Source organism: Bacillus sp. G16 (genome assembly GCF_021282335.1).
Classification (GTDB): Bacteria; Bacillota; Bacilli; order Bacillales; family Bacillaceae; genus Bacillus; species Bacillus inaquosorum.
In genome coordinates this window covers 66,905-90,990 of the sequence record NZ_JAJSOZ010000006.1, presented here as the reverse complement: position 1 = coordinate 90,990, position 24,086 = coordinate 66,905, and the positions used below count along the sequence as shown (strand labels likewise).

Genomic DNA, 24,086 nt, shown 5'->3' with positions numbered 1-24,086 from the left:
TTCAGCGTCATTTACCGCCATTACAGAAAGAAAAAAACTGCTGGCAGGCAGCAGTTTTTTTGACATGCATGTTAGTCTTCGAGATTAATCCATACACTTTTGACTTCTGTGTAGTTATCTAAGGCATAGGATCCCATTTCTCTTCCGAGTCCCGACTGTTTATAACCGCCGAACGGAGACGCCGCGTCAAACACATTATAGCAGTTCACCCAGATGGTTCCCGCTTGAAGACGGTCCGCGATATAGTGGGCCTGCTTGACGTTCTCTGTCCATAGACCGGCCGCGAGTCCATATTCTGAATGATTTGCTCGTTCAATGACTTCATCGACTGTTTCGTACGGAATGGCAGTCAGCACCGGTCCGAAAATTTCTTCTTTTGCGATGGTCATCTCGTCTTCAACATTCGCAAACACAGTCGGTGCGACAAAATACCCTTCTTCAAAAGGACAGCTTCCGCCAGTCACTGCTTTTGCTCCTTCATCTTTTCCTTTTTGAATATAGGAAAGAACGCGTTCGTGCTGTTCCTTGCTCACGAGAGGCCCGATTTGTGTATCTTTATGAAGGCCCGCTCCTTGGCGAAGTGATTCAGCATAGGATACCATCTCATTAACAACTTCATCGTATTGGTCTTTATGAATGAAAACGCGCGAGCCCGCACAGCAGACTTGGCCTTGGTTAAACATCACACCGTTTAAAGCGCCTGGGATCGCTTTTTTCAAATTCGCATCCGGCAGAAGAATATTAGGTGATTTTCCGCCCAGCTCCAGTGTAACACGCTTAATGCTTTTCGCAGCGGTGGACATGATTTTCTTTCCGATTTCAGTGGAACCGGTAAAGGCAATTTTATCAACCGCTTCGTGGTTTGTCAGCGCTTCTCCCGCATCTTCACCGAATCCCGGAATGATATTGATTACACCGTCAGGGAAACCGGCTTGGTCAATTAATTCAGCTAAATAAAGAGCTGAAAGCGGCGTTTGTTCAGCGGGTTTGAGCACGATTGTACAGCCTGTTGCAAGAGCCGCACCCATTTTCCACATCGCCATCAGGAGCGGGAAATTCCATGGAATGATCTGGCCGACGACGCCGACAGGCTCATGGCGCGTATAATTAAAATAGGCGCCGGAAACTGGGATCGTCTGTCCTGTTATTTTTGTGCACCAGCCGGCGTAATAGCGCATATGCTCAATAGCCAGCGGAATATCTCCATTAGTCGTTTCATTTATCGGTTTACCGTTATCGAGCGTTTCAAGCTGAGCGAGCTCAGTTTTATGCTCTTCCATTAAGTCTGCCAGCTTATACATCAGTCTGCTTCTCGAAGCTGGAGACATTGTTCTCCATTCGCCTTGGTCAAAGGCTTTCCGGGCAGCTTTAACCGCTTTGTCCACATCCGCAGCCTGGGCTTCATACAGCGTCATCAAGGTTTCGCCGGTTGCCGGGTTGGGAGTATCAAAGGTTGCCCCTGAGGCACTCGGAACAAACTTTCCATCAATATAAAGCTTCTTTGTTCCCTGTAAAAATGTCTCCAGCCTTTTCGTCACTTGCATCGTTAAAGAACTCATCCGTAACAAACCTCCAGTCAATTTTTATGGTCTGTTTTGAGATTCTTGGTGATAGCACATTAATTCCTTGATTGAATAGCAGAAATAAGCTGTGTTATTTACAGTAAGAGTAAGCGTATACAAACATTCTATAATAGAAAACAAGGCAAAATCAATGAATAACCGATATTGCAATTTACAAAAGAAAAAAGCTACAATAAGCTTATAGATAAGTAAAGGAGATTTCATCATGATTCATAACAATTGGCTTGAAAAAGAAACAATCAAAAAGGTAAAATGTGTGCAGACAAACGCAAAAAAATATATCGTGAACCGCGTTTTAACTCCGGGAAAAGAATATGAAGTGAAAAATGAAACAGAGGAGTTTCTATTTGTGATCGACAATACGAATAAAGTCGGCGGCTATTATAAAGAATACTTCGAAGAGGTTTAATGCCTGAATAAAGCCGAGGATATAAAAAACCGCAGCTCAGCTGCGGTTTTTTATGGTTAAAACAGGAAAAATAAAACAAAATCAATGAAAACTTTAAAACCTTTTTAAAAAATATTGCTGAATATTGAAACTTTTTTCTCTATACGTGCGTATTACTTGATGACAACAGCTTAAAAGACGAAAAACAAATCAAAAATTTGAAAAATGTAATCTGTTCGTAATGGTTTAAATGTCTTCTATGTCGTATTCTTATATAGGGATAAAGGACTTATTTTTATGTAATGAATGATAAAACAAATAGATAAACGCAGAAAGAGGGGTTCTTCATTGGGTATTTTTTCTGTTAGCAGATCAACGGACGCAAAGAAGCTTGAAGCTTTGCTCGTTGAAGGGGAAAGAATAGAATCGATTTATAAGCTCCGGGTTGACCAAATTTGCTTTACAAATAAACGGATCATTTTCTTTGACAATAAAATGTTTTCTAAAAAGAAGGTTCGTGTATTTCTTCCATATAAAACAATTGAAAGCTTTGCGATCCAAGAAGCGGGCATGTTTGATCCAGACACTGGGCTTTTACTGATGACAAGAAGTAAAACCTTTGAATTAGAATTTGCAAAAGACACCGATTTAAGCGAAGTTCAAGCGGTGCTGACAAAGCATTTGTGCAGCTGAATATTTGACGAGCCAGCCGTTCAAAAATGGTTAGGCTTTTTTTATATAAATCCAGAGTAATGCGTACTTGTTCTGTCCTGTTTACTCGACACTAAGAAGGACAAAAAGTGCCAAAGAAATCCCACACCATCATCGCCGGCGGTTACAATCCGTTCAAAAAGACAGTATCTCAACTTTCCATCAAAGTTCCCATGTTTGACAGAGGGCGAAATGGGAAACAGGATAGAAAGGAGAGGATACACATGTCACTGACAGAAGAACAAACACAGCATCTCTACCATAAATTGCTCGATATGCAAAAAGAATTGTCTGGCGAGAAAAAGGAAACAGAATCAATGACGGAAGAAGTGGGGGAGCTTTCAAATGGGGTTGACAACCACATGGCAGATCACGGAACGCTCGTCACAGACCGGATGACAGACCAAACGGTGAAAGAAATAGACCGGGAGCTGTTAGAGGAGGTCAACCATGCATTACAAAAGATGAAAGACGGAACTTACGGAGTGTGTGAAAAAACTGGCCAAGACATTCCCTACGAAAGGCTCGAAGCTGTTCCTTATGCAAGAATGACAGTTGAAGCTCAAGCTGATATGGAGGATGAATTAGAGACAGATGCTCCGTCATTTGAAAGAGAGTTTCATGAACAGGTAAAGGATTTATCCAATAAAGAAACAGTTGATCAAAAAAGCTCACAGACGTATGAGATTTTGGATCGTGAACAAGATTCAAAGTAAAAATGATAAGCAAGTACACCGATATTAGGTGTACTTGCTTTTTTTTGAAAAAAAATCTCATATTCAAAATAAAGTGATTGACTTCGAGTAAAAAAGAAAGTAACATACTATTTGTAAGTAAATATAAAAAGTTTACCGGGAGGAATACAAATGTCTACAGTATTATTTGTAAAATCAAGCGACCGTACAGCTGAAGAAGGCGTTTCAACTAAACTTTACGAAGCTTTCTTAGCTGCTTATAAAGAAAACAACCCTAATGATGAAGTGATTGAATTAGATCTTCATAAAGAAAACCTTCCTTACCTTGGAAGAGATATGATTAACGGAACATTTAAAGCTGGCCAAGGAATGGAAATGACAGAAGAAGAGAAAAAACAAGCTGCAATTGCTGACAAATATCTGAATCAGTTTGTAAAAGCTGACAAAGTTGTTTTCGCATTCCCGCTTTGGAACTTCACAGTGCCAGCAGTGCTTCATACTTATGTTGATTACCTGTCTCGCGCAGGCGTTACTTTCAAATACACACAAGAAGGACCGGTTGGTTTAATGGGCGGCAAAAAAGTTGCGCTTCTTAACGCGCGCGGCGGCATCTACTCTGAAGGACCAATGGCTTCACTTGAAATGTCATTAAACTTCATGAAAACTGTTCTTGGTTTCTGGGGTGTTCAAGACTTGCACACAGTTGTCATCGAAGGACATAACGCAGCACCTGATCAAGCGCAAGAAATCGTTGAAAAAGGTTTACAAGAAGCAAAAGATCTTGCTGCAAAATTCTAATCAAGTCAAAACTCCTATCCATGCGATAGGAGTTTTTTGTATACATATTATATAGAAGAAAGTGATAAATTCTTTTCGCTATAATGGCTGTTTTTTTCTATTGTGATATATTTTTGATTGTCGAATGATCGAATATAATGGCGAAATAACAGTTTTAATGGCTGAGAAAAAGTTTTTCTAAACAATTGTTTTGGCCCCTTGATAAAAAACGTCTGATGGTGTACTATATAAAAGAAGCTACTTTGTGCGTATTGTTAATTAAGTTTTAACCTTTAAGCTGTAATAGGGAGTTTTATATCGAAGCCGGAATGTCATGCCTCCATTGCAGAGGACGACAGGAACGTTTCTGCAAACACCCACTTTGAGGAGTGGTGGTTTAAAACTTTCTTACTTGCATACGGCAAGACGTAGCGAAAGCCATTTCCTTTTTGGAAATGGCTTTTTATTTTATCTAAAAAAGGTAGGTATAGTGAAAATTCAATTTCTGTGTGAAAGAAATGAAGGCCGCTTTTTTATGATATGATGGGAGAAATTCAAGGAAAAGCGAGGTTTACACGTTATGTTACATAGAGCCCAATCCCTTCTGGCCCATTATTTCGGTTATGAAAAGCTCCGCATCGGCCAGGAGGAAGCGATCCGCTCGGTGACGGAAGAAAGGCAAAACACGGTCTGCATTATGCCGACGGGAGGAGGCAAATCGATTTGCTATCAAATCCCGGCACTGATGTTTGAAGGGACAACGATCGTCATTTCGCCTTTGATTTCCTTGATGAAGGATCAGGTAGATGCGTTGGAAGAAGCGGGGATTAACGCCGCCTACATTAACAGCACACAATCCAATCAGGAAATATATGAGAGGCTGAACGGGCTCAAAGAAGGGGCTTATAAGCTTTTTTACATTACACCGGAGCGATTAACGTCTACGGAGTTTATTCGGATTTTGCAGGGCATTGATGTTCCTTTGGTCGCAATAGACGAGGCGCACTGTATTTCTCAATGGGGCCACGATTTTAGGCCCAGCTACAGAAATATTGAAATTTTGTTCCGAGAATTACATGACAAACCTGTCATCATGGCATTAACAGCAACAGCAACACCCGAGGTTCATGAGGATATTTGCAAACAACTGCATATTCAAACAGAAAACACGGTATATACCGGATTTTCCCGTGATAATTTAACCTTTAAAGTAGCAAAAGGAGAAAATAAGGATCGTTTTATTGATGAATATGTGCAAAAGAACAAACATGAAGCTGGCATTGTCTATACAGCGACCAGAAAAGAAGCTGATCGGATTTATGAGAGATTGAAACGAAATCAGATCAGTGCAGGCCGGTATCACGGAGGCTTGGCTGATGATGTCAGAAAAGAGCAGCAGGAAAGGTTTCTTAATGACGAGCTGCAAGTGATGGTGGCAACGTCTGCTTTTGGAATGGGCATTGATAAATCAAATATCAGATTTGTTCTGCATGCACAAATTCCGAAAGATATGGAAAGCTACTATCAAGAGGCTGGACGAGCTGGGCGGGACGGTCTTGACAGCGAATGTGTTCTCCTGTTTTCACCGCAGGATATTATGGTGCAGCGTTTTTTAATTGAACAATCAGAACATGAAGAGAAACAAAAGCAGGATTTAAAAAAGCTGAGACAAATGGTCGACTATTGTCACACGGAAGATTGTCTGCAGCGTTTTATCCTTATGTATTTCGGAGAAAAGGAGCCTGATACGTGCGGACAGTGCGGAAACTGCACTGATACAAGGGCGGCCCATGATGTCACACGGGAGGCGCAAATGGTCTTATCTTGTATCATTCGCATGAAAGAACGGTTTGGCAAGACGATGGTTGCCCAGGTGCTCGCCGGCTCTAAAAATAAAAAAGTTCTTGAAAACGGCTTTTCCGGCCTCTCAACATACGGGATATTAAAACACCAATCAGTAGGGGAAATCAGTGATTTTATTGAATTTCTTATTTCTGACGATTTCATCAGGATGTCAGACGGAACATTTCCGACTCTTTTTGTCAGCAGTAAAGGAAGGAATGTGCTGAAAGGAGAATTATCAGTAACGAGAAAAGAAGCATTAAAAGCGGTTGCGATTACTGAAAATGACGAGCTGTTTGAACGATTGCGCATGGTTCGCAAAGAAATTGCGGCAGAGCAGGGGGTTCCGCCTTTTGTCGTTTTTTCTGACCAAACGTTAAAAGAAATGTCAGGCAAACAGCCAGTAAATGATGAGGAACTTTTGTCTATAAAAGGCGTCGGAGAACAAAAAAGAGCAAAATACGGCCGGCTTTTTTTACAAGAAATACAAGCTTATGCAGGGATGACAGACTAAAAAAACAGAAAATCAACCTTTTTTTCTATAAAAAACACATTTTATTTTCTCTTTTTTGGTTCAAATCAAAAAGACTTGCGAAGCCTATTATATCAAGGGTTCAGCAAGTCTTTCCAACACAGAGAAATCCTTCATGTAAAGGAACTGTAATCTAAATCATATCTTTTTGTTATTGATTTGACATTTACGTGTGTTACGATATCACCTGTTAGCCGCCAATAAAAAGCTAACAAGGGAGGATTTACTTATGAAGAAGACGATTATGTCCTTTGTAGCAGTTGCTGCACTTTCAACAACTGCATTCGGAGCTCACGCTTCTGCAAAAGAAATCACGGTGCAAAAGGGTGATACGCTCTGGGGAATCTCTCAGAAAAACGGAGTGAACCTAAAGGACCTAAAAGAATGGAACAAGTTAACTTCTGATAAAATCTTTGCAGGAGAAAAACTGACCATTTCTTCAGAAGAAACAACCACTTCTGGGCAATATACAATTAAAGCGGGAGATACGCTTTCTAAGATTGCTCAAAAATTCGGTACGACAGTCAACAACCTGAAAGTTTGGAATAACCTAAGCTCTGATATGATCTATGCTGGATCTACACTTTCAGTAAAAGGTCAGGCAACAGCAGCAAACACAGTTACTGAGAATGCGCAAACAAGCGCACCTCAAACTGCACCAAAACAAGAGGCTGTGCAAAAAGAGCAACCTAAACAAGAAGCTGTACAACAGCAACCTAAACAAGAAACAAAGGCTGAGGCAGAAACTTCTGTTAACACAGAAGAGAAGGCTGTTCAATCAAATACAAATAATCAAGAAGCTTCAAAAGAACTAACAGTTACTGCTACTGCTTACACTGCTAACGACGGCGGCATTTCCGGCGTTACGGCAACAGGCATCGACTTAAATAAGAACCCGAACGCGAAAGTCATCGCGGTTGATCCTAATGTGATTCCACTAGGTTCTAAAGTCTATGTTGAAGGCTATGGTGAAGCAACAGCAGCAGACACTGGCGGCGCTATTAAAGGAAATAAAATCGACGTATTTGTACCAAATAAAAGTGATGCATCTAATTGGGGCGTCAAAACTGTAAATGTAAAAATCTTAAACTAATCATATAGATTGTGAGAAAAGACGCGAGCTTTTGGCTTGTGTCTTTTTTCGTTCTGTTTAGAGATGTTTATATCATATGCTGATAAAAGAAAAGTGGTCCCGATGTTTTCACGTGTAATAAATAGGTTTTATTGGAGGAAGGACTTATATCGGAAGCTCGCCGCTTTGGGAGCGGAGTTGCTCAACGGACGGCTTTCTATACTGAAAAACTCAATTCAATTGATATCAGCAATTCGGAAGGTGTGCAGTGGGGCTATTAATCAATTTATAGGGCTGTTAACCAAGCGGTCGTTCAGCAGGCATTAGGAGCGAAAAAATTTAGCTGAAGGACAAAAGGGTGCTCTTTTATAGGGTTTCTTTAAACTCATCGGCGCTTTTAGTTACTCGTCCCCGAAGTGCTTGCCTATCAATTTATGGGGCTGAATTGAGAACGCTGACAGTGTATAGCCTCCGCCGATTGCCGATTTATTGCCATAATGTATTCGCCGCGATATTAAGCTATTACCATTAGCATGTTTACTCTGGACACATACAACTCGGTATATGTAACATGCAGATGGACTTGTCTCGTCAAAACAGGGCGGCTTTTCGTTGCAGTTCTTGGGATTGTATCGATAGTCGTCATCGCACCATTTTTTTATACGCCACAGGGGCTATACAGCTATGTTCAAGAGATATACGGTTTTTATAAGTGCCGATATTAGCAGCAGTTGTCATCGGTTTCTTACAAAAAAGTGCGGCTTTAGCTGCGAAAATAGCGATATCAGACCAAATTATTTTATACGGCTTATCAAAAATCTATTTAGAACACATTTATTTTCTGTACATCCTTGCCGTACTTTTTCCATTTCCAGTGGTTGTTATACTTCTGACAGAATATAAACTCGATCACAATCCGCAAGAGAATCTAACACCTTGAAACACGTAAAGCTGGGGTTACAAAAAGGATCTTGGCATCTGCCAAGATCCTTTTTATTTAAACCAGCCTTTTTCCTTTGACCGAGTAATGGCTTCAATTCGGTTTTTCACTTCAAGCTTTTCCAGAATCATTGAGATATAATTTCGCACCGTCCCGCTTTTGATGCTGAGTTCCTGAGCGATTTCTTTTGTGTTTTTACCGTCAGCCACAAGTTCAAGCACTTCTTTTTCTCTATCTGTAAGAGGGTTAGCTTCGCTGTACATGTCCTCCATCAGTTCAGGTGCATAGATGCGTTTTCCCTTCATGACGCTTCGGATGGCGCTTGCGAGCTCTTCGCTCGGACTGTCTTTTAACAAATAGCCTTTAACGCCTGCTTTAATGGCTCTCTGAAAGTAGCCGGGTCTGGCAAAGGTGGTTAAGATAATAATTTTGCAGCCTGTATCCTTTAACTCCTCAGCAGCTTCAAGCCCCGTTTTTCCAGGCATTTCAATGTCCATAATGCATACATCAGGCTGATGTTTGTTGACAAAATCAACAGCATCTTGACCGGTTGTACCTTTGCCTACGACTTCCATATCGTCTTCTAAGTTTAGAAGTGATCCTAAAGCGCCCAGCAGCATTTGCTGATCTTCAGCAATAAATATACTAATCATGTAAGCCATCCTTTTTGTTTATTTTGAGTTATTAGGGATTGCCATGGTAAGCTTGGTGCCGTTTTTAGTATCGATGTGAAGGCTCCCGTTTGCAAATTCAAGCCGTTCTCTCATACCGAGTAAGCCATGACCTTTTGAATAGAATTTTTCTTCTCCTTGGAATGTTCCATCGTCAGACACTGTAATGACAACTTCCTTCCATAGCTGCTGAATGTCAACTCGGCAGGTTTTAGCCTGACTATGTTTGACGACATTTGTGACAGCTTCCTTTAAGCACATGCTCAAAATATTTTCATTAAGCAATGAGATATTTTCGGGCCATTTCTCTTCTTCATAGATAAACGTAATGTCAGCTGCTTCGAGAATTTGTTTGATGTTGATCAGTTCATCCTTAAGCCGGATGCCTTTCATAGAGGATACGATCTTTCTTACTTCATTTAAAGAAGTTCTCGCTGTTTGCTGTACACTTTTCAGTTCACGTGCTGCTTGTTCGGGATCTTTGTATATCAATTTTCTTGCCAAGTCGCTTTTTAAACCAATAAGAGAAAGCTTTTGCCCAAGTGTATCGTGGAGGTCGCGGGCAATTCGCTGCCGCTCTTCTAATTTCACCAACTCGGCAATCCGTTCATTTGCATCCTCGAGTTTTTCTTCCAGTCGTTCGCGCTCCTTGCGGATTCTTATACTAAAGGGCAATAAAATCGCGCTGATGAGAGTAATAACGACGAAAGGAATTTGAGTCAGAAAGAATTCCTTTTTTAATACGAGGCTGAAATTAGCTGCGACGGCTGCGCTTATTAAATGGACGTAATATAAAATATGAAAGGGAACGCGGTCCTTTATGTTTCCAATAAAATACGCGATAAAAAAAGCAAAATAAATATAACTGAACAGCGTAATAGAGGCAGTTGAAATGCCAATTAACAAAAACGCCCACAAATAAATGGCCCAGCCTTTAGAGACAAAAGCAAACCGATATACCGAAAAAAATAAAAGCGTCAAAATGATGCCGACGATAATAACAAACATAGAAGATGATTTAAATATAAAGTAGAAGGGCAGGATGAAAAATATCGTCCATATATAAGGCGTGATCCCGCTTAGTTTTTGAAATGTAAAATGCTTTTTGATCATGGTATAACCTCTTTTTCAACTTTTCATCTTACATGTAACTTTACCATTGTGAAAGCCAGATTGCACCACCGAACAATAAAAAGGAAGCCTTCTTGTAGTATAAGAAGACCTCCTAATTGTCAGGCGTTCTTCCGCAGCTTCTGTTTTTCTGTTGAATCAGGCGGAAGGCTGAAAGGTATATGTTTGATATCCCGAAATGACACAAATTGTTTTTTATCTTCATCCCAAAGGCGGAATGCAAGTGATTGCAGGCTTGTTTTTAAGGTAATTGTCGGTACGTTTTTTAATGGTTCGTGATGTTCATGAGCAACTTCAAGCTTATAATTAGGCACTTTTGGACTTAAATGGTGAACGTGGTGGTAACCGATATTGCCTGTCAGCCATTGAAGGAGTTTAGGGAGTTTATAAAATGAACTGCCTTCCACAGCGGCCTGAACGTAGCTCCAGTTTTCATCTGCTTCAAAATAAGAATCTTCAAATGTATGCTGTACATAAAACAGCCACACGCCGATTGAACCTGAGATCAGAAAGATAGGGCCTTGCACCAGCAAAAACGATTGCCAGCCAAAGATCTGGCAGCAAACTGCAGCCAATGACACAATTGCCAGGTTTGTAAGGTGCGTGTTCACGCGCTCCTTACGTCTTGCGCCTTTTTTGTTAAAACGGTTGGTGATCAGAAAAACATAAATTGGTCCGAGAATAAACATGATAAACGGATTTCTATAAAGTCTGTATGCAAGTTTTGTGCGTCTAGGTGCGGCTTTATATTCGTTTACCGTTAACAGCCAGATGTCACCTGTTCCGCGTTTATCCAGATTGCTGCTGGTCGCGTGATGAATCGAATGGCTGTGCTGCCATTGAAGATACGGGAATAAAGTCAGAACACCTGTCAGAAAACCGAGAATATGGTTATAGCGCTTTTGTTTGAAAAATGATTGATGGCAGCAGTCATGGAAGATGATAAAAATTCTTGTCAAAAATCCTGCGGCAATTACTGTTAATGCTAACGTAAGGAGATAGGAGACGTTGAGGCTAAAATAAGCCAGAAACCACAATCCGAAGAAAGGAATAAACGTGTTCAAAAGCTGAATCAGGCTGTTTTTTGTTTCGGGCTTAGCAAAAGCGGCGACTTGCTTTGTAAGCTGTTTTTGTTTATGTGCAATGGTTTGTTCAGTCATAGTAAGTATCCTCTCATTGTGTGTCTCAGTTCAGTATACGCGAATGAGAGAAGTCCTTTGTAGTAGCACACATCATGCATCATATATGACATTTGTCATGTCCTCGTGCGTCTGCATAAATGTTTACGCTGAAAAAGCTTGTAAAAAAGAAATTTACAAGCTGATTAATGTTTATCGATCCATATTCGTGATGTACCAGAAACAGCTTCAATCCTGCATGTTCCCCCTATAGGAAACGTGGCAATTGGTGAGGTGTGTCCGGCATTTATATTTGCGATGATTGGGAGGCCGGATAATTCTTTTTTTGTTCCAATCATGGCTTTCACAAGATCTATTGATACGTTTGATGCTTTCTGAAATCTGCCGATCATAATTGCCTTAACATTTGAGAAGGAGGGAAGATGGATGAGTGATTGCAGATCGCGGTCAAACATGTGGATGTCTGACATATAATCATCTTCAATCAATAAAATGGTATGTTCTGTTTCAGGAAAATACTCCGTTCCCTGCAGCAAATTAAGTGTGCAAAGGTTTCCGCCAATCAAAGTGCCTTCCGCATAACCCTCTTGGATCACAACAGGGCCGTTATTAGGATAAAATCGCCTGTTTTCTTGATCCAAAAACCAGCGGTCATCGCTCCACTCGCTTGAAGGGTGAATCTCAAACGGATCGTCCGAAGCGCAGCAAGAAAGAAAATACTCTTTTGTATAATCGAGCCCTTTTTTCATTGCGAATGTTGAAAAGTGGGGACCTGAATAAGTAACAAGGCCCGTTTTTTGATAAATGGCGTTGCAAAGAGCCGTTATATCGGAATAGCCGCACAGAATTTTTGGATGCTGTTTGATTTTCTCGTAATCAAGATAACGAAGCAGCTGATTTGAATTGAAGCCGCCGAGTGTCGTTAAAATCGCTTTGACGTTTGGATCAAAAAAGGCTTCATGCAGATCATGAACTCTTGATTCGATAGAAGAGGAATCAAATTCGTTACATTCATTTGCATGTTCGGCGATAGTCACCCGATAACCTAAGCGTTCTAACGCCGTTTTTGCTTGAATTTTTGCTTCATTTGATAATATAGACATGCTGGTCGCGGGAGACACGATCCGGATTTCGTCTCCCTTTTTCAGTTTTGAGGCGTACATAGAATCCTCCATCAATGGTTTTACACCATTACAGCACAACTTGGCTTATTCTTCCAGACTTTTTTTACAAATCAACCCACTTAATGCTGCCTGATTGTGTATCATGATCAACGCATACTTTGAATTGATGTTTTTCATAAAAATGAATCAGCCGGTCTACATGATTCCAGTCCCGCTTGGCAATGTCGCCGGTGACTTTCGGAATATTGTGGTCTCTGGCGATATCTTTTAAATATTTCATGCAAATGGAACCAAACCCGTGATTCGGAGGGCCTTTTATGTCGCCGATATGAATGACATCGTCCTTGTAAGACGCTATAAGTGAAAAGCAGCCTTTTCCTCTATAAGCCGTTTTACAATCGGTAAGCATAATTTTGCATGTTTGGCCATCATCAATCGAGGAAACAATCATCCACTCATCATGTTTCGATTGATCAATACCAAGCACTTTGGCATCTTTAGATAGATCCTTCATATTCTCCTGCATGCGGTAAATTTGAAATTCTAAATCATTTAGTTCTTCTTCAAGTTCTTGACGATTTTTTTCTTCAGCAGTAAACAAGATCAAACTCCTTTCAAAATCAGCTTAGAAACACAGTTATCAATTGTATTAGATGAGAAGGGCATTGTAAACAACAAATCCATTATTACTAGAATTTAGCGCAAAGTAAGGTTTGACCGTTTTTAAGAGAGGAAAAAGAAAACTAACCTGTGAAAAAGGAGGAATCGGAATGGCAATTGATTCATTGATTAAGAAATTACAGTATGTCCGATTGGAACCGCCGGATAAAATTCTCTCCCTATATCTCAATACAGACATGAGGGATCCAGATCAGCAGGGGGGAGAATGGAAAATTGCCTTAAAGTCGGGATTCGGCAGATTGAAAGAGTATTTGGCAGCAAGTGATCCAGAGGAAGAGAAGTGTCTGGATGGAATCAGAACGAAAATTGACCAATACCTCAATGAAATGGGAAAAGACATGCCCCGCAGTCTCGTATTTTTTGTTTCTGACAGCGGCATATGGGAACCAATTAAACTTCAAATCCCTGTAGAAACAAGATTTTACTGGGAAGAAACAGCTGTTCTGGATCAGCTGAAGGATCTGCGCCAAACGTACCCAAGTACGGCGTTTATTTTAACTCAGCAGCATGAAGTGAAAATTATTGAAACCGTTTTAGGTAAAATTGAGGCGGTGGAGCATTATGAGTATGATATCATCAATGAGTCTTGGGAGAATTGCCATTCCTCTGTAAACAAAGCGGCACCATTTGAAGAGAACCAAATGAGGGAACATGTAACGGAGAATCAAACGAGACTGTATAAGCGTCTGGCTGCCAATCTTGATCAAAAAGCTGCCACAAAAAGATGGGAACGAATGGTCATCGCCGGTGATAAAGAAACGGCCGATATCTTGGATCAGCATATGAATAAACCGATTCATTCAAAAATCCAAAAGAACCTGCTGAATGAAAATGAACATAAGGTCGTTGAGCATTTGATCAAGGAGGCGTAAATCTAACAGGGCCGGGGCTGAAAGCCGCCGGCCTTTGAAGTGTGTCTAATTTCTGACGAAGCAATCGAAAACGTTGACATCTTCTTTGAATTTGCATACGATTTGGATAGCCAGTACAAATTAGGAGAGGTCATCAAATGAATCAAACAGAAAATAAACCGAAAAATTATACGGGGATTGTCCTTACGCTGACAGTTCTGATTAACGGTTTAATCGCAGTGCTGTTTTTTATGCCTAAATTAGATCAGTTCAGCCATGCGAATATTCACATTTTGCCAATGCTGAATGCGATATTCAACAGCTTTACGTTTATCTTCTTATTGGCCGCGCTGATTATGATTAAACAGAAAAATATCAAAGCTCATAAACGCTTTATTTTAGCCGCTTTCACAACAACATTACTATTTTTGATTTGCTATGTTACTTATCATTCGATTGCGGAGAATACGCTTTATGGCGGAGAAGGTATTATGCGCCCGATTTACTTCTTTATTTTAATTACGCATATCTGCCTTTCTGCAATCATTGTGCCGCTTGCGCTGTTTACGCTGATCAGAGGCTTCAGCATGCAGGTGGAGCGCCATAAAAAAATTGCCAGATGGACAATGCCTCTATGGCTGTATGTAAGTCTTACAGGCGTTATTGTATATCTGATGATATCACCGTATTATTAAAAGCCATACTGAGTATGGCTTTTTTTGAGCTTGTAAACATGACAAAAGCCCAAATCAGTTTTTGGGCTTCTGTCAGTAAATTGATAGACTCCTATTCATGAGCCTTTGATTCCATGGTTTCAAGTGTTGCAACCTGCAAAGATTCTTCAACAGTTTTTGTTTTTTCTTTTACTTTTTCTGCATACGTGTAATCACCGTAGCAATACGGATAGCGGAAATTATTTGCATTTCCCCCGCAAGTATACAGCTCGGGATTTTTTTTGACTTGCTGCTCGGAGTATTGTTTTGCCAATTCCTCAGTATGCGTTCCTCCATGTTCAGCTACAAAATCAATATAACCTGCCCCCATGTTGTAGCTTTGAATTATTGTATCCAAATCTACACCTTTTTCCTTACCGGACTTGTACATGAGGGTAAATTGCTTGATGCCTTGTTTAACACTGAGTTGAGGGTCTGTTATCTCATTGCGTTTTAACCCCAGAGATTCAGAGGACTGCATGGGATCATTGCCTTTTCCTTTTGACTCCTGATACATCATGCCAAGTATGAGTGATGTATAATTAGAGAGTCCTTGGTTTTCAAGCTCGTCTTCCACCAGCGGTTTATAATCGGTTAAACGTTCCAAAACAATCGTTTTTGTATCGATCGGAAGTTTTTTGATTAAATCCCGGTTGAAAAAAAGCAAGACCAATAAAAAAGAGGCGATGACAAAGACAAAAATCATCATAAAACCCGCAGCAGCGAAACAGCCTTTTCTCTTTTTCTTCACTGTGTTTCACCCTCAATGTTTGGAGCAGTATGACCTTTTTATTATGACACAGAACGGTATATCAGACCAAGTAAAAACCTGATTTGAAACATAAATTTAAACTATGAGATTAAATTGGAACACGAGCAGGCTGGTTTGCACTCAAGGACATTTGTTATAAGATAAAACTATGAATAAAGAAAGGTGATACATATGACTGAATTTAGAGAAACGGAACGGACGGCTGCTGATCTGGACGAGGAGACGCTGTTTCTCGTCGCGCAAACATTCAAAGCGCTTTCTGATCCTACCAGAATCAGAATTCTCCATTTATTATCCCAGGGTGAACATGCTGTAAACGGAATTGCAGAAAAGCTGAATTTACTGCAATCCACAGTTTCCCACCAGCTTAGATTCTTAAAAAATCTCCGGCTTGTAAAATCGCGCAGAGAAGGAACATCTATTTATTACTCTCCGGAGGATGAACACGTTTTAGATGTTCTTCAGCAAATGATCCATCATACACAACACGATTAAAAAAGACACCCTTGCTTAATCGCTGCTAGCGGGCAAGGATGTCTTTTTCTTTATCGTGTCCGTTCTGATCGAGTTCGTTTCTGCTGAGTTTGATGACAAAAGAAGAAAACCCGATATAATAAACGGCTATCAGAAAAAAGACGCCAATTGTCAGAGGATCAGTTCCGATTGACTGACTGTAAGATCCAAGGCTGTTGAGATCAGGCGAGGTAAGATAAAGCTCTGTCACTCGATACAGAAATCTTGATAAAAATAAAGTTAAGAGAATCATTTCTACCCAAATATGAGTCCGAAAATAGATTTTTCCTCTGCGTTTTTCAAAGGAGATGTTTTTCTTAGCGAAAAAGACAAGGAGCCATCCGCCAAGAATGCCCAAAATGAGAGATCCATATAAAAAAGGGTGAGTGATGCTGAAGACCGAAAGACCAAAAGCAAACAGCGAGAAAAGAATCATACGGGTGAACAGCCAGTGAGGTTTCAGCGGCTGATATCCGATGGACCTTTTAATTTTTTTATACAGAAAAAAGATAATAATCATGGCAGGATAAACGCTCTGAAGTGTAAGATGCATGATGTGAAATCCCCTCCGTTGAGAAGTGTATGCTTATCCGGTTCGAAATAGTAGTTGAAATCAAATACTGAACATAAAAAAGAAGGGGAAACCCCTGTTTTCATAACATATGCGAGGTGTCTTTGGGCCGCATAATAGATATGCCCAAGCTTTATAAAAATGTTATGATTGAATTTGTTGGAAATGAAAAGAAGAAAAGGTGCACAGAATGAAACTGGAACGTTTGTTAGCGATTGTTGTGTTATTAATCAGCAAAAAACAAGTGCAGGCTGCTGAACTTGCTGAGCTGTTTGAAGTATCCGTCAGAACAATTTACCGTGATATTGATACGATCAATAGAGCTGGTATTCCGATTGTGACCTCACAGGGCGCCGGGGGTGGAATTGGCATTATGGAAACGTATCGGCTTGAGAGAGAGTGGCTGAAAGAGGAGGAGCTGTTTGCGATTGCGTCCGCTTTGCAGAGTGTCTCTTCCATGTGTGAACCTGCTTCTCACAGCACAGCTTATCAAAAAATTAAGCACCTCATACCGGAGCAATCTGCTGAAGCATTTAAGCATCAAACAGAAAAATGGTTTATTGACATGACGGCTTGGGGCCATACTGAGGATCAAAAGGCACTTCGTGAGAAAATCAGTGCCGCCATCGATCAATTGTCAACGATATCATTTACATATACGAACGCAAGCGGGGAAACACTTCTTCGTGAAACAGAACCCTACACATTGGTTTGCAAGGCGGGACACTGGTATTTATACGCCTATTGTCTGGTTAGAAACGATTTTCGCTTTTTTAAACTTAACCGGATAAAAGATATGACCATTTTACAAAATTCCTTTATCAGAAAAGACATTCAGCTGGATACCTTGCCGTGGGATAGGAATTGGTACGAAAAGGACCGTTTAACTGAACTGGTTATTCTTGTTCAGCCGCCAGCACGTCAGCGCATACGTGAATGGTTCGGATCTGAGGTTCTTCATTGTGATGAAGATGAGAACTGCCGGGCAGTGATTTCTTTGCCAGAAGATCAATGGCTGATCGGTTTTTTGCTGCAGTTCGGGAAGGATATTGAGGTTTTGGAACCCCTTCATATACGGGATAAAGTAAAAGATACCATTCATCAGATGCAAAAAGTATATGAAACCTGACACACTGCTGTCAGGTTTCTTTTTTTATAATCTAGGTAAAAAGGAGGGAACATATGAGTTTTTCACATATAACACACTTAAAACAGAAACGGTTTGCCGGACTGTCACAGCGGACAAGCAACGCATTGGAAATGACAGAAGAAAGGCGGATCCCGGCCCTATGGGATCAATTCTGGCAGCAGGATATGAGCATTCTTTTCTCACAGGCTGAAAAAGATCAAAGCATTATCGCCTTATATTCCAATTACGAACAGGAGACGAATGGGTTTTACACATTTTCAGTCGGAGCGTTTCAGGAGGACAGCGGGACTCTTCCGGAACCGTATGAAAACATTGATTTGCCGGCTTCCGCTTATGCCGTTTTCACTTCCAGAATCGGCCCTATTGAAGAGATTGTGTATGAAACGTGGAAGGAAATTTGGACTTGGGATAAGCGTCATCTGCGCACATTTACAGGCGACTTTGAGATGTATGATCAAAGTGCAGCAGTACCTCAACGGGCGCAAGTTAATATATATGTCGCCATAAAAAATTGATAAACTCTTGAAAAACTAATGGTGTTAGTTATAATGAAACTAATACCATTAGTTTTTTGTTAGGGGGAATAAAAAGATGAGAGTTACCCAGAATCAAACGGTTTGGCAGCTGACTTTTTTTCCAGTTTTGTTTCCGGTCAATTGCTATTTAGTAGAGGAAGAAAACGAAGTCACCCTTGTTGATGCTGCAATTCCAAGCAGCTATAAAGGAATTATGCAAGCTGTAAATCAGCTGGGAAAACCGCTTCAGCATATTTTATTGACCCATGCACATGGGGATCATGTCGGATCACTGGATATATTGACACAAGCGTTTCCTCATGCAAAGGTGATGATCTCAGAACGGGATTCTTTTCTGCTGCAAGGTGATACATCCTTGCGTCATGATGAGCCGCAGACACCTATAAAAGGGGGTATTCCGAAACACGTGCAAACAAAGCCTCACCAGCTGCTGACGGGCGGTGAAACAATTGGTTCTCTGCTTGCAATTCCAACACCGGGTCATACACCGGGCAGCATGTCATTTCTTGATACAAGAAACGGCATTATAATAGCAGGAGATGCATTTCAATTACGCGGAGGAATCGCTGTATCAGGCCAGGTAAAATGGACGTTTCCTTTTCCTGCCTTCGCCACATGGAATAAGGAGGAGGCCATCAAAAGCGCACAATTGCTCGCCGACAAGGCGCCTTCCTGTCTCGCTGTCGGACATGGGAATTTTCTGAGATCACCCTCAGAGCGGATGCGACAGGCGATACAAAAAGCAAAGAAAGGATGATAGCATGTCACCCAGAATAGGATTGAACCAAAAAATGATTGTAGACGCGGCAGCGGAGATTGCCGATCAGGAAGGCTTGAATAGTGTCACGCTTGCCGCACTGTCTAAAAAAATGAATGTTCGCCCTCCATCGCTGTATAATCATGTCAACGGGCTGCAAGCAATCAGAACAGAGCTTGCTGTCACCGGGCTGACAAAGCTTTTTGATCAAATGGCAGCCTCTGTAACCGAACAAAAGGGAGATGCCGCTCTGCTTTCTTTAGCTCATGCATATGTTGATTTTGCAGTTGGAAATCCCGGATATTATGAGGCGGCTTTGCTTAAGGTTCAGGACAAAAGGGCGGAAATCGTGTCAGACCAAATTGTCCAGCTTGTGACGAATCTGCTCATTGAAAATAGATATGCATGCGAAATGACTGCCATTCATGCGACAAGGGGGCTCAGAAGTTTGCTTCATGGCTTTACTGCTTTAATCGCAAAAGAAGCATTTGAACGTGAAGAGGATATTTCAGAAAGTCTGTCATTTTCAATTCGGACGTTTTTGTCAGGATTATCCATTAACAATAAAAATATTATGTAAACTAATAAATGGATGTCTTATATTTCTGAATATTGTATAATGTCATGGTAGTATACATAGGGGAGAGACATTATGCTATGGATGATATTCATAAAATTGAGCAGTTAGCGGCAGCTTCATGGCCGTCTTATATTCAGAAAAGCATGGGACAGTGGCTTCTCAGAGCCAACTTTGGTGTAACCAAAAGGGCGAACAGCGTATGGACTTCTGCGGATATGCCTGAAGGAGAATTCCAGCAAGAGGCCGAGCATTTTTATAAAAGCTTAGGCTTGCCTGTTTGTTTTCATATCAGTAATGCATCTCCGAAAGGGCTTGATGACGTATTGGCAGACAGGGGCTATGAAAAGGCAGACGAGTGTTTTCAAATGACTGCATTGTGCCGGGACATTATGAACCGTACAGAAGACAATCGCCGATTTACATACAAGTGGGAACAGGTACCGTCTTCTGTTTGGATTGATAACTTTATTCAATTGGAAGAATTTTCACCTGAGCGGCATCGAGGTTATGCATACATTTTCGAACGAATGCCGCCGTGTGAAACCGTTTTCACGATGTATGACCAAGGGAGCCTGACAGCGGTGGGAACGGCTTCTGTCATTGATGGCTATGGCGGACTCAGTAACATCGTTGTAGCCAAGGAGCATAGAGGAAAAGGGGCGGGAACTCAAGTAATCAGGGTGTTGACTGAATGGGCAATCAGCAACGGAGCGAAGCACATCTATCTGCAAGTGCTGAAAGAAAACCTTGCGGCAGTTTCTTTATATGAAAAAATCGGATTTTCACCTATATCGGAACACCATTACCGGATCAAAAAATGACCAAAGGAAGGGGCTTGCTGATGGACTCGCTTCAAGAGATTATTTGCGAAAAACGGACATATACACGCCTTTATCATTCACATAAGCACGCGTACAGCCAATTTCTTTTTCCGCTTGAAGGGAGTATTGATCTTGAGACAGAGGGACACCAGGTGAAATTAAAGCCGGATCATTTTTTATATATTCCGCCGGAGTGCGAGCATCGTTTCCGTTCAATCGGCAGAAATGAATGTCTTGTACTGGATGTTCCGCTTCATGCAATGAAAATAGATGAGTATCATGCAAGATCGGGCCTTGAAGCTGCGCTCGATCCTTTCTGGTCTTCGATCAGGTACTTGCTGACGGAGGAAGCAAAGGCCGGCACAGCGAGCTCGCTGCATATGCTCGTTCAATACATAAAAGAAAAGCTGCAATCCCATACCTACGACTCAATTGCCTACATTCACAGCCATTTATCTGAGCGGCTGACGATTAAAAAGCTGGCTGAAATCGAGCATTACCATCCAGCTTACTATTCAATCTGGTTCAAGAAGCAGACCGGGAAGTCTCCGCAGAGCTATATTGCCAATCTTCGTCTCGAGGAAGCGAAACGAATGCTGATAGAGAAAAAGGAAACCCTTACTAACGTGAGCGAGGCGCTGGGCTTTCAAAATCTATCTTCATTTACAAGATGGTTCACGAAAAGTACAGGCATGCCGCCCCGGCTATATCGAAATACCTTATATTCGGATAAAAAATGATGGTCCTTTGGTTAAACAAACCTCATACACCTTTTTTATAATAGGAGAAAAAGGAGTTATTGATATGGCAGTCATTGAAGACTTTGAGAAATTGGATATCAGGACAGGCACTATTGTAAAAGCGAAGGAATTTCCTGAAGCAAGAGTCCCGGCCATTAAGCTTTTGATTGATTTTGGAGCAGAAATCGGCATGAAACAATCGAGCGCGCAAATCACGAAGCGTTATCAGCCGGAAGATCTCATCAACAAGCAAATCATAGCAGTCGTCAACTTTCCGCCGCGCCGGATCGCCGGATTTAAATCGGAAGTTTTGGTCCTCGGGGGCATTCCCGGCCAGGGCGATGTCGTCCTGCTGCAGCCGGGACAATCCGTCCCAAACGGCACAAAAATCGGATAACATAAAAAAGACGTTTGCCAAAGGCAAACGTCTTTGCGTATTGAGGCGATGCACCACACGCCACATTCGTGTGTGCCGCAAAGGGCATGTACATCGGCTTACACAATTCAGCTCATCGCTATATGAATATAGCATGGCGGCTGAAGGAATGCAAGGGTAACTTTTTAATTGTGAGTGAAATAGTTATAAAAACTATATTACCAAATCAAGAGCAAATAAAACGCATGAATGATATTAACAACCTGATAAAGCTTATCGGAAGCATTGATAGACGTATTTTCTTTTGTAAGTCAAAGGATCGTGTAGCTTATTTCAGATTTAAAACAAAGCTGTTCTTCGTTGATGATTACACAGGGGAAGACGTTTAGCCATACCAATTAGGCTATAGAGCAAATGGGTTTTCACATGGCGGTAATATGTGGGAGCTAATCAATAGCTTTAGACATTTCATCATCACAGGGAAATCCGGTGAATTAAGTGATTATAAAGAAATTTGGGCTTACAGCTATGAAGGATGTATGAAAACCCGTCAGAAGGCAACAGAAATAGGGTTTATAAAGACTGTCGATTATCCCTATAGCTTCGATGAATGGATGAAAACTAATCGATCCATGTACTAGATATTCATTCAACTTTTAAGGGTTTTGCACTAAGGAGTTATGTAACGGAGAGATTATACTCTCCAGGATTCGAAGGAAGGGATGCGGAGTTTACCGCGCTTAGTCTTAAATCTGTGCTTAACCTTACATAAGATAGGTTCAATAAATACATATTCATCAGATTCAGACTTTACTTGTTTCATAGAATAAAACTTGCCTCGTTCTGCTTGTGGCATAAATTCCATAAACCCAGTTGCAGTTCCATCAGGGGAAGACAGAAGGAATTTTATATCCTTTTTGGTATAGCCGGTTATGAGAACTTCAGTGTAATCATAATTGATCACTTTCAGCCAATTATTTGAACGTTTATTAATTTCATAAGGGGATTCAGCTTTCTTGATTACGATCCTCTCTAAATTCTTTTCTTTGGCCAGATTGAAGTAAGCGAGTCCGTTTCCTTGAATTCCTTCAATAACAAAGACTTTAGGATGATTCAGTTCAAGTCAGTTGGAATTGTCTTACGTTCAGTGAGCGGCTTAGCTGCAATTGACTGACCGTCTTTGTAGATAACATCAAATACACAGTAAACAACTTTATGGGCTGATCTTTTGGACATAAAACGTTCCATAACAGCTTCAAAATCAGGAAGACCACCTGAGCAGCTACAACGACTTCACAATCTCTAATGTATATCTCCTTTATACGAAATGGTTCGAATGCGGATTAATTACAGATATTACTCCATCAGATTTAGAAACAAGAATTGTGATTCTATGAAAAAAAGGATAAGGCTATGGTGGAGCAAGACCATTTATAATGAAATTTTTAGGCATTTGTAATTAAATTACAAATATTATTAATATTCACTTATGAATTCGTGGTATTATTTTGAAGGGGACGATCAAAAGCTTTGGCGTTAGAATTAAGAATGTTTTAAATATATACGAGTGCTACCTCATGTCAAAGTCAGAAAAAATATTATGGGAGGTAACATATGTTTAAGTTTAAAAAGAAATTCTTAGTTGGATTAACGGCAGCTTTAATGAGTATTAGCTTGTTTTCGGCAACCGCCTCTGCAGCTAGCACAGACTACTGGCAAAATTGGACCGATGGGGGCGGAATAGTAAACGCTGTCAATGGGTCTGGCGGGAATTACAGTGTTAATTGGTCTAATACCGGAAATTTCGTTGTTGGTAAAGGTTGGACTACAGGTTCTCCATTTAGGACAATAAACTATAATGCCGGAGTTTGGGCGCCGAACGGCAATGGATATTTGACTTTATATGGTTGGACGAGATCTCCTCTCATAGAATATTATGTAGTGGATTCATGGGGTACTTATAGACCTACTGGAACGTATAAAGGTACTGTAAACAGTGATGGGGGTACATATGACATATATACAACTACACGTTATAACGCACCTTCCATTGATGGCCCAAGCACTACTTTTACGCAGTACTGGAGTGTTCGCCAGTCAAAGAGACCAACTGGAAGCAACGCTACAATCACTTTCAGCAATCATGTTAACGCATGGAAGAGTCATGGAATGAACCTGGGTAGTAATTGGTCTTACCAAGTCTTAGCGACAGAGGGATATCAAAGTAGTGGAAGTTCTAACGTAACAGTGTGGTAACAGATCATCTTTAATCAGGGGTAGCTAACGGGCTGCTGATCGTTCCATGAGAAATTTTATAATCATTGTTATTGTGAGTTACTAAGAGGCGACGGTCTTTTAGTTGGAATCCCAATATATGCCTCGGGTAAAGTAAATGATTAGTAATGGTTAAAGGTCGTTTT

General features: G+C 40.8%; 25 protein-coding genes, 1 other RNA gene and 3 pseudogenes. 20 read left to right on the top strand and 9 right to left on the bottom strand.

Features of this window, described 5'->3' with window-relative positions:
- Positions 1-71: 71 nt before the first annotated feature.
- Complete coding sequence (gene dhaS, locus LWH95_RS09185) at positions 72-1,559, bottom strand: aldehyde dehydrogenase DhaS (protein WP_003241654.1); 1,488 nt, start codon at positions 1,557-1,559, stop codon at positions 72-74.
- A gap of 229 nt (positions 1,560-1,788) precedes the next feature.
- On the opposite strand from dhaS, the gene LWH95_RS09180 reads away from it, so the two are divergent.
- From LWH95_RS09180 to LWH95_RS09150, 8 genes and pseudogenes are all read left to right on the top strand, one after another.
- Positions 1,789-1,992: a DUF6501 family protein gene (locus tag LWH95_RS09180; RefSeq protein WP_003241656.1), complete on the top strand. Its 204-nt coding sequence runs from the start codon at positions 1,789-1,791 to the stop codon at positions 1,990-1,992.
- 327 nt (positions 1,993-2,319) lie between these two features.
- Positions 2,320-2,664, top strand: coding sequence for a PH domain-containing protein (locus tag LWH95_RS09175; protein ID WP_003220141.1), 345 nt, complete (start codon positions 2,320-2,322; stop codon positions 2,662-2,664).
- A 93-nt stretch (positions 2,665-2,757) separates the two neighbouring features.
- Positions 2,758-2,829, top strand: a pseudogene (locus tag LWH95_RS21800) (hypothetical protein); the annotation flags it as partial.
- A gap of 77 nt (positions 2,830-2,906) precedes the next feature.
- Complete coding sequence (locus LWH95_RS09170; RefSeq protein ID WP_232919395.1) at positions 2,907-3,398, top strand: TraR/DksA family transcriptional regulator; 492 nt, start codon at positions 2,907-2,909, stop codon at positions 3,396-3,398.
- Positions 3,399-3,548: 150 nt separating this feature from the next.
- Positions 3,549-4,175 (top strand): FMN-dependent NADH-azoreductase AzoJ, encoded by a 627-nt coding sequence (gene azoJ, locus LWH95_RS09165; RefSeq protein WP_060398821.1) that lies wholly within the window; start codon positions 3,549-3,551, stop codon positions 4,173-4,175.
- Between the two features lie 231 nt (positions 4,176-4,406).
- A non-coding RNA gene (gene ssrS, locus LWH95_RS09160) (6S RNA) lies at positions 4,407-4,593 on the top strand.
- A 141-nt stretch (positions 4,594-4,734) separates the two neighbouring features.
- A complete protein-coding gene (recQ, locus tag LWH95_RS09155; protein WP_133487252.1) occupies positions 4,735-6,510 on the top strand; it encodes a DNA helicase RecQ in 1,776 nt (591 codons plus the stop codon).
- A 247-nt stretch (positions 6,511-6,757) separates the two neighbouring features.
- Positions 6,758-7,621: a LysM peptidoglycan-binding and 3D domain-containing protein gene (locus LWH95_RS09150; RefSeq protein WP_003241667.1), complete on the top strand. Its 864-nt coding sequence runs from the start codon at positions 6,758-6,760 to the stop codon at positions 7,619-7,621.
- 972 nt (positions 7,622-8,593) lie between these two features.
- On the opposite strand, the gene desR is transcribed toward LWH95_RS09150, so the two are convergent.
- From desR to LWH95_RS09125, 5 genes are all read right to left on the bottom strand, one after another.
- A complete protein-coding gene (gene desR / locus LWH95_RS09145) occupies positions 8,594-9,193 on the bottom strand; it encodes a two-component system response regulator DesR (protein ID WP_232919394.1) in 600 nt (199 codons plus the stop codon).
- An 18-nt stretch (positions 9,194-9,211) separates the two neighbouring features.
- Positions 9,212-10,324, bottom strand: a complete 1,113-nt coding sequence (desK, locus tag LWH95_RS09140; protein ID WP_119913921.1) for a two-component sensor histidine kinase DesK — start codon at positions 10,322-10,324, stop codon at positions 9,212-9,214.
- Positions 10,325-10,443: 119 nt separating this feature from the next.
- The gene (gene desE, locus LWH95_RS09135) at positions 10,444-11,502 is read right to left on the bottom strand and encodes a fatty acid desaturase DesE (protein WP_232919393.1); all 1,059 of its coding nucleotides are present in this window, start codon (positions 11,500-11,502) and stop codon (positions 10,444-10,446) included.
- A gap of 164 nt (positions 11,503-11,666) precedes the next feature.
- Positions 11,667-12,644, bottom strand: a complete 978-nt coding sequence (locus LWH95_RS09130; protein WP_225516875.1) for a S66 family peptidase — start codon at positions 12,642-12,644, stop codon at positions 11,667-11,669.
- Positions 12,645-12,708: 64 nt separating this feature from the next.
- Positions 12,709-13,206 carry a hypothetical protein gene (locus LWH95_RS09125; RefSeq protein WP_232919392.1) on the bottom strand — a complete coding sequence of 166 codons (498 nt, stop codon included), beginning with the start codon at positions 13,204-13,206 and terminating at the stop codon, positions 12,709-12,711.
- A gap of 169 nt (positions 13,207-13,375) precedes the next feature.
- On the opposite strand from LWH95_RS09125, the gene LWH95_RS09120 reads away from it, so the two are divergent.
- Both LWH95_RS09120 and LWH95_RS09115 read left to right on the top strand, forming a co-directional pair.
- Positions 13,376-14,158: a VLRF1 family aeRF1-type release factor gene (locus LWH95_RS09120; protein ID WP_232919391.1), complete on the top strand. Its 783-nt coding sequence runs from the start codon at positions 13,376-13,378 to the stop codon at positions 14,156-14,158.
- Positions 14,159-14,295: 137 nt separating this feature from the next.
- Positions 14,296-14,832: a DUF420 domain-containing protein gene (locus tag LWH95_RS09115; protein ID WP_003231280.1), complete on the top strand. Its 537-nt coding sequence runs from the start codon at positions 14,296-14,298 to the stop codon at positions 14,830-14,832.
- Between the two features lie 91 nt (positions 14,833-14,923).
- On the opposite strand, the gene LWH95_RS09110 is transcribed toward LWH95_RS09115, so the two are convergent.
- On the bottom strand, positions 14,924-15,601 hold the full coding sequence (locus LWH95_RS09110) for a lysozyme family protein (protein WP_060398814.1): 678 nt from the start codon (positions 15,599-15,601) through the stop codon (positions 14,924-14,926).
- A 192-nt stretch (positions 15,602-15,793) separates the two neighbouring features.
- Between LWH95_RS09110 and czrA the strand changes: the two genes are divergently transcribed.
- Entirely contained in the window at positions 15,794-16,117 is a 324-nt protein-coding gene (czrA, locus tag LWH95_RS09105; RefSeq protein WP_019258638.1) for a Zn(II)-responsive metalloregulatory transcriptional repressor CzrA, read from the top strand.
- 25 nt (positions 16,118-16,142) lie between these two features.
- Here the strand turns inward: czrA and csk22 are convergent, their stop codons facing one another.
- On the bottom strand, positions 16,143-16,688 hold the full coding sequence (gene csk22 / locus LWH95_RS09100) for a mother cell-specific sporulation protein Csk22 (protein WP_133487262.1): 546 nt from the start codon (positions 16,686-16,688) through the stop codon (positions 16,143-16,145).
- 208 nt (positions 16,689-16,896) lie between these two features.
- Between csk22 and LWH95_RS09095 the strand changes: the two genes are divergently transcribed.
- The 8 genes and pseudogenes from LWH95_RS09095 to LWH95_RS09060 all read left to right on the top strand — a co-directional run bounded on the left by LWH95_RS09095 (position 16,897) and on the right by LWH95_RS09060 (position 22,307).
- Entirely contained in the window at positions 16,897-17,835 is a 939-nt protein-coding gene (locus LWH95_RS09095; RefSeq protein ID WP_232919390.1) for a helix-turn-helix transcriptional regulator, read from the top strand.
- Positions 17,836-17,888: 53 nt separating this feature from the next.
- Positions 17,889-18,371 carry a GyrI-like domain-containing protein gene (locus tag LWH95_RS09090; RefSeq protein ID WP_060398811.1) on the top strand — a complete coding sequence of 161 codons (483 nt, stop codon included), beginning with the start codon at positions 17,889-17,891 and terminating at the stop codon, positions 18,369-18,371.
- A gap of 76 nt (positions 18,372-18,447) precedes the next feature.
- The gene (locus tag LWH95_RS09085) at positions 18,448-19,149 is read left to right on the top strand and encodes an MBL fold metallo-hydrolase (RefSeq protein WP_232919389.1); all 702 of its coding nucleotides are present in this window, start codon (positions 18,448-18,450) and stop codon (positions 19,147-19,149) included.
- Between the two features lie 4 nt (positions 19,150-19,153).
- Positions 19,154-19,729 (top strand): TetR/AcrR family transcriptional regulator, encoded by a 576-nt coding sequence (locus LWH95_RS09080; protein WP_232919388.1) that lies wholly within the window; start codon positions 19,154-19,156, stop codon positions 19,727-19,729.
- A 77-nt stretch (positions 19,730-19,806) separates the two neighbouring features.
- Positions 19,807-20,550 (top strand): GNAT family N-acetyltransferase, encoded by a 744-nt coding sequence (locus LWH95_RS09075; protein ID WP_232919387.1) that lies wholly within the window; start codon positions 19,807-19,809, stop codon positions 20,548-20,550.
- A gap of 14 nt (positions 20,551-20,564) precedes the next feature.
- On the top strand, positions 20,565-21,290 hold the full coding sequence (locus LWH95_RS09070) for an AraC family transcriptional regulator (protein ID WP_232919477.1): 726 nt from the start codon (positions 20,565-20,567) through the stop codon (positions 21,288-21,290).
- A 64-nt stretch (positions 21,291-21,354) separates the two neighbouring features.
- The gene (gene csaA, locus LWH95_RS09065; protein WP_232919386.1) at positions 21,355-21,687 is read left to right on the top strand and encodes a chaperone CsaA; all 333 of its coding nucleotides are present in this window, start codon (positions 21,355-21,357) and stop codon (positions 21,685-21,687) included.
- A 224-nt stretch (positions 21,688-21,911) separates the two neighbouring features.
- Positions 21,912-22,307: pseudogene (locus LWH95_RS09060) on the top strand (hypothetical protein).
- Between the two features lie 53 nt (positions 22,308-22,360).
- Here the strand turns inward: LWH95_RS09060 and LWH95_RS09055 are convergent.
- A pseudogene (locus tag LWH95_RS09055) lies at positions 22,361-22,950 on the bottom strand (ATP-dependent DNA ligase); the annotation flags it as partial.
- Positions 22,951-23,280: 330 nt separating this feature from the next.
- On the opposite strand from LWH95_RS09055, the gene xynA reads away from it, so the two are divergent.
- Positions 23,281-23,922 (top strand): endo-1,4-beta-xylanase XynA, encoded by a 642-nt coding sequence (gene xynA / locus LWH95_RS09050; RefSeq protein ID WP_003241809.1) that lies wholly within the window; start codon positions 23,281-23,283, stop codon positions 23,920-23,922.
- Positions 23,923-24,086: the final 164 nt, after the last annotated feature.